At 71.0% G+C, this 5,533-nt stretch carries 7 protein-coding genes; 5 read left to right on the top strand and 2 right to left on the bottom strand.

The window, feature by feature from the left end; translation table 11 throughout:
- Positions 1-454 (top strand): DUF7868 domain-containing protein (locus NON22_RS19680; protein ID WP_257388680.1); only part of this gene is annotated, 454 nt, incomplete at its 5' end.
- 43 nt (positions 455-497) lie between these two features.
- On the opposite strand, the gene NON22_RS19675 is transcribed toward NON22_RS19680, so the two are convergent.
- Positions 498-1,079, bottom strand: coding sequence for a Yip1 family protein (locus tag NON22_RS19675; protein ID WP_257388679.1), 582 nt, complete (start codon positions 1,077-1,079; stop codon positions 498-500).
- Positions 1,080-1,278: 199 nt separating this feature from the next.
- On the opposite strand from NON22_RS19675, the gene NON22_RS19670 reads away from it, so the two are divergent.
- The 4 genes from NON22_RS19670 to NON22_RS19655 are packed head-to-tail and all read left to right on the top strand — an operon-like array spanning position 1,279 to position 4,712.
- Positions 1,279-1,488, top strand: coding sequence for a zinc-finger domain-containing protein (locus NON22_RS19670; protein ID WP_257388678.1), 210 nt, complete (start codon positions 1,279-1,281; stop codon positions 1,486-1,488).
- A gap of 8 nt (positions 1,489-1,496) precedes the next feature.
- A complete protein-coding gene (locus NON22_RS19665) occupies positions 1,497-2,642 on the top strand; it encodes a glycosyltransferase (RefSeq protein WP_257388677.1) in 1,146 nt (381 codons plus the stop codon).
- A 56-nt stretch (positions 2,643-2,698) separates the two neighbouring features.
- Positions 2,699-3,955: an O-antigen ligase family protein gene (locus NON22_RS19660; RefSeq protein WP_257388676.1), complete on the top strand. Its 1,257-nt coding sequence runs from the start codon at positions 2,699-2,701 to the stop codon at positions 3,953-3,955.
- A complete protein-coding gene (locus NON22_RS19655) occupies positions 3,948-4,712 on the top strand; it encodes a glycosyltransferase family 2 protein (protein ID WP_257388675.1) in 765 nt (254 codons plus the stop codon). The genes NON22_RS19660 and NON22_RS19655 overlap by 8 nt, the downstream gene beginning before the upstream one ends.
- 73 nt (positions 4,713-4,785) lie before the next feature.
- Here NON22_RS19655 and NON22_RS19650 read toward each other — a convergent pair.
- Positions 4,786-5,533 (bottom strand): DUF3999 domain-containing protein (locus NON22_RS19650; protein ID WP_257388674.1); only part of this gene is annotated, 748 nt, incomplete at its 5' end.

Below are 5,533 nucleotides of genomic sequence, written 5' to 3'. Positions count from 1 at the left end.
CGTGGCGCTCGAGGCCAGGCCCGTGCGCGTGCAGCTGCAGGGCACCGGCGACCGCGAGGCGGCCGGCGCGCTGACGCGGCGCCTGCAGGCCGCGCCGAAGGAACAGCGCGTGTTCCTCGTGCTGCGCGGTCTCGAGGCGCAGGAACAGCCCGAGGTGCTGTACGAAGTGTATCTGGAACTGCCGGAAAAGCTCGTGCCGGAGAAAGGCGGCGAGTACCACGTCGGCACGTTCTCGTTCTTCGATGCGCTCAAGCTCGACCACGGCGACGGCGGACACGCCGGCCATCACGGCGGCGAAGACAAGTTCTTCAGCTTCGACGTGACCGACCTCGTGCGGCGCCTCGGCGCCGGCAGGACGCTCAGCGACAGGCCCAGCGTGACGATCGCGCCGGCCGGCGATCCGGCCGTGGCGGCCAGGCCGGTGATCGGCGAGATCGAGCTGCAGCTGCAGTGAAACGGCGCTGCGCCGGGCGGCGACGCCCGGCGCAGTGCGGGACTCAGTGGGCGACGACCGCGGCGCCGATCAGCATCGCGGCGACGATGCCGCCGATGATCATCATCGCGATGAACGACAGCACGATGTTGATGACCAGCACGACGGCGAAATAGCCGCCGGTCTTGTCCGGCGGCGACTTCATCGTGTGCGGCAGTCCGAAGTACAGCAGCACGCAGCCGTAGATCAGCGCGGCCCAGATGATCAGCATGCCGAGGATCGGGATGATGCCGAACACCCCGGCGACCCAACCGGCGGTATTGGCGTAGGCGGCGGTCTTCAGCGCCTGGATCTGGTTCTTCTCGCCGCCGAAGGTCGGCGCGAGCGCGTCGATGATGATGGCCATCAGAAAGGTCAGGCCCAGCGACAGGGCATAGCCCAGGATCAGCGCGACGAGGCCGGCGACGACGCTGCCGCGGATGGAATAGGTCAGGAAGTTGATCACCGCCGGGATGGCGGCCAGGATCATGATGTAGCCGGTGTACAGCTTGGCCACGTCGGTCTGTTCCTGGGCGATGACCGGCCACTCGGTCTTCGGCGTCAGCAGAATGTTCTTGACCCGTTCGATCAGCTTGTTGATGTCCATCTATCCTCCCGATTCCGTCGTTGATGGCACAGGGCGCGGCCACCGGCGCAAACGCGGCGATTCTAGCCTCGTACGGGAACTGCCGGGCGACGCCGGGGTCGCAGGCCGGCTGTGCGCAAATGCCGGCACAAAGCGTGCATCCGTTCACAGGATTCGAGCTGCTAAACTTGCCTGCTCCGCGATTTCCCCCGGAATTCCCATGGCCAGAACCAATCCCGCGGCGGCGAAGACCATTCCCGCCAACGCCGAAAACCGTTACGAAGTGACGCAGGCCGACCTGCCGCTGTCCTGTCCCATGCCCGGCATGAGCCTCTGGAACTCGCATCCCAAGGTCTATCTGCCGATCGAGGAGGAAGGTGGCGAGTCCGTCTGCGCGTACTGCGGCGCGCGCTACGTGCTCAAGGCCTGACCGGGTCCGTGCAGGGGCGTCGGCTCACGGTCGTGCAACTCGTCCCCGCCCTCGAAACGGGCGGGGTGGAACGTTCCGCGCTCGAAGTCGGCGCGGCGCTCGTCGCCGCCGGGCACCGCTCCATCGTCGTCTCGGCCGGCGGGCGCCTCGTGCCGAAGCTGCTGGCCGAGGGCAGTGAGCACATACAGCGCTCCATCGGAGCCAAGTCGCTGCTGAGCCTGCGCCACATCGCCGGCCTGCGCGGCCTCTTCAACGAGCTCAAGCCCGACATCGTGCATGCGCGTTCGCGGCTGCCGGCCTGGCTCGCTCATTTCGCGCTGAAGAACGGCCCCGCGGCCACGCATTTCGTGACCACCGCCCACGGCCTGAACTCGCCGGGCCGCTACAGCGCGATCATGACGCGCGGCGAGCGCGTCATCGCCGTCTCGCACACGGTGCGCGACTACCTGATCAGCCATTACGAGATCGATCCGGAACGCATCGTCGTGATTCCGCGCGGCATCGATCTCGACGAGTTTCCGTACGGCCACCGGCCCGACGAAGAATGGCTGCGGGCGTTCTACGCCGACTATCCGCGGCTGCGCGGCGCGCCGCTGCTGACCCTGCCGGGCCGCGGCACGCGGCTCAAGGGCCACGCGGATGCGATCGAGCTCGTCGCCGCGCTGAAGACGCGCGGCATCGCGACGCGGCTGCTGCTGCTCGGCGTCGTCGATCCCAAGCGCGGCGGCTACGTCGCCGAGCTGCAGCGGCTGGCCGAGGAACGCGGCGTCGCCGACGACGTCGTCTTCGCCGCGCCGCGCTCGGACGTGCGCGACGTCTATGCGGCCAGCGCGCTGGTGCTGCAGCTGTCGAACAAACCCGAGGCGTTCGGCCGCACGGTCATCGAGGCGCTGGCCCTGTGCCGCCCGGTGCTCGGCTATGCCCACGGCGGCGTCGGCGAACTGCTGACCGAGCTGTATCCGTCGGGCCGCGTGCCGTTCGCCGATCTCGGCCGCCTGGTCGAGCGCGCGGCGGAACTGCTGCGCCTCGCGCCGGCGATTCCGCCGCTGAAGCGCTACCAGCTCGCCGACATGCAGCGCGCGACCCTGGCGCTGTACCAGGCCCTCGTCACGGGCGACGAGGCCGGCCTGCGCTCGACCTATGCGATGAGCTGAGCCGAGCGGCGCGGCGGTCCGGCCGCTGCGCGGGCTGGGCTATGATCGCGCCCCGCATGAGCATTCCTTCGCTGCGCGAGCGTGTCGCGTCCGAATTCCCTGCCGCGCTGCTGCCGCTCTGGGCCGTCGCGCTGCTGCTGCCGTTCGGGCGCAGCGCCGAGCTCGGCGTGCTGCTCTGCCTAGCCGGCTGCCTGCTGCTGCGCGACCCGGCGCGGCGTGCGTCGCTGCGCGGGCGCTGGCCGCTGTTCGTCGCGCTGTGGGCCTGCTACGCGGGCGCCGCGGCGATCTCCGCGCTCGATGCGGTCAATCCGGACAAGAGCTGGGGCACCGTGCTGGCCGCGCTGCGGCTGCTGCCGCTGGGCCTGTACGCCGCGCTCGTCGCCGCGGCGCCGGCGCGCCAGGCGGCGCTGCAGACCGGCATCGCCGTCGTCGTCGCGTTCTGGCTGCTCGACGCCTGGGTGCAGGCGGCGACCGGCTGGGGCCTGGCCGGTGCGCCCGAGGCCGAACGTCTCAGCGGCGTGTTCGGCAGCGAGAATCTCAAGCTCGGTCCCGTGCTCGCGACCCTGTCGCCGTTCCTGCTGATCGCCGCGCGGCGCCGCTGGGGCTGGCGCGGGCTCGTCGCGGCGTTCGTGCTCGTGCTCGTGCCGGTATTGCTGGCCGGTTCGCGGGCGAGCTGGTTCGCGTTCGGCCTCGTCGCGCTCGCGATGCTGTGGACCGAAACGCGCCGGCCGCTGCGCTTCGCCGCGGCGCTCGCGCTGCTCGCGGCCGGCTTCGCCGTGGCCGTGGTCGTCGCCGCGCACGGATCGTCCGCGTTCGACGCACGCATTCAGCGCACCTTGCAGGCGTTGTCCGGCAGCGAGGCCAACGTCGATTTCGCGCTGGCCGGCCGCGCGCGGATCTGGCAGACCTCGGTCGCGATGATCGAGGCGCATCCGGTCAACGGCGTCGGCGTGCGCGGCTTCCGCTACGCCTATGCCGACTACGCCGCGCCGGGCGATACGTTCGTGCAGCCTGACGGCAGCGGCGCGGCGCATGCGCACCAATGGGTGCTCGAAGTGCTCAGTGAGACCGGCGCGATAGGCCTGCTGCTCTGGCTCGCCGGCATCGTCGCGGCCGTGCGCGGGTGGTTTCGCGCGGATGCCGCGCGGCGCGCTGCGGCGTTCGCGCCGGCGCTCGCGCTCGTCGCGATGACGTTTCCGTTGAACACGCATCTCGCGTTCTATTCGGCCTGGTGGGGCCTGCTGTTCTGGTGGCTGATCGCGCAGTACTGCGCGGCGCTGGCCGGCGAGACGGAGATTCCTGCGCATGCGTGAGCCGCTGAGCCTCGTCGTGACGACCTTCGACAACGCCGCGACCCTCGCGCGCTGCCTCGCGAGCGCGACCTGGGCCGACGAGATCGTCGTGCTCGACTCGGGTTCCACCGACGCGACCGTCGAGATCGCCGCGGCGCACGGCGCGCGCCTGTTCCACGAGCCGTTCAAGGGGTACGCGGCGCAAAAGCAGAGCGCGATCGACAAGGCCGCGCATCGCTGGGTGCTGCTGCTCGACGCCGACGAAGCGCTGACCGACGGCGCGCGCGCCGCGATCGAGGCCGCGCTGCAGGCGCCGGCCGTCGCCGGCTTCCGGCTGCCGCGGCGCGAGCAGGTGTTCTGGACCTTCAACCACGCCGGCGTGCGCCTGAACACGCATCTGCGCCTGTTCGACCGCACGCGCGTGCGCATGAACACGGTGCCCGTGCACGCGGCGCCGGAAACGCGCGAGCCCGTCGCGACCTTGCCCGGCGCCGAGTTCGTGCACTACGGCGAGCCCGACATCGCGACCAAGGTCGCCAAGATCAACGCCTATTCCACGGGCCTCGTCGAACACAAGCGTGGCCGGAGCCGCCGCTTCCTCGGCGCGCGCCTCGTGCTTTACCCGGGCTTCTTCTTCCTGCGCCAATACCTCGGCAAGCGCTGGTTCCTCGACGGCTGGGCCGGTTTCATCAACGCGGTCAGCGCGGGCTACTACGTGTTCCTGAAGTACGCGAAGGTCTACGAGGCGCAGCGCCGCGGATCGCGCCGCGACCGGTAGGCGGCACGCAGCGAACCGCGACGCCGCCGTTTCATTGCGCGGCGAGTAACCGCCGGGAGGCGGTTCGACCGGTTCAATCCGGCTTCTTGCGCAACAGGCTCAGTGCCATCGCGACGACGAGCAGACTGCCGCCGACGAGCACGATCCAGAGCAGCAGGCCGCGCCAGTCGGCCGGCTTCGGCGCGGGCTGTTTCGCGATGAGCGCCGCGTCGCCGCTGACGGTGCGGCCGGCTTCGGGCACGGCCGGGTAGGGTTTCCAGTCGGCGCCGTGGCGCTGGCGCAGCGCATCGAGCAGGGTCGTGATCGGCGCGTCGCGGCGCCGCGCGTTGGCGCTGCCGGCGGCGATCGCGTACGGACCTTCGCCCTGGGCCAGGAAGACCAGCACTTCAGGGCGATAGCCGAGCACGAGGTTCGGCGGCGCGCTCGGCGCCGGCGCCGCCTGGATGCGCCAGTCGCGGTCGCGCACCGGCGCGGTGAGCTGCTGCGGTGTGGAACTTTCCACACTGTCGCCGGACGCGACGCGGTAGCCGGTCCACGGGCCGGCGCGCACGACCCAGGACGCCTTGTCCCGCTCGCGGCTCGCGACGGTCCACGTCGCGATGCTGTTGCCGGCCTCGGCGCGCACGTCGAGCTGGCGCACCGGGATGCGCGCCGGCAGACGGTAGAGGAAATGGATCTGTTCGCCCTCGCGCACGGTTTCGCCGGCCACGCTGAGCCAGCGCCACTCGGGTTCCGGCGGCGGCGGCGCCGCTTCGGCGCGGACTGCGCGCAGCGGCGGCAGGGCCGCGGCCTTCGCCGCGACGCGCAGGTAGCGGAACGCG

The sequence above is a fragment of the Tahibacter caeni genome (assembly GCF_024609805.1).
GTDB lineage: Bacteria > Pseudomonadota > Gammaproteobacteria > Xanthomonadales > Rhodanobacteraceae > Tahibacter > Tahibacter caeni.
Note: the sequence above shows the minus strand (reverse complement) of the source record. Positions and strands in the feature narration are given on the sequence as shown.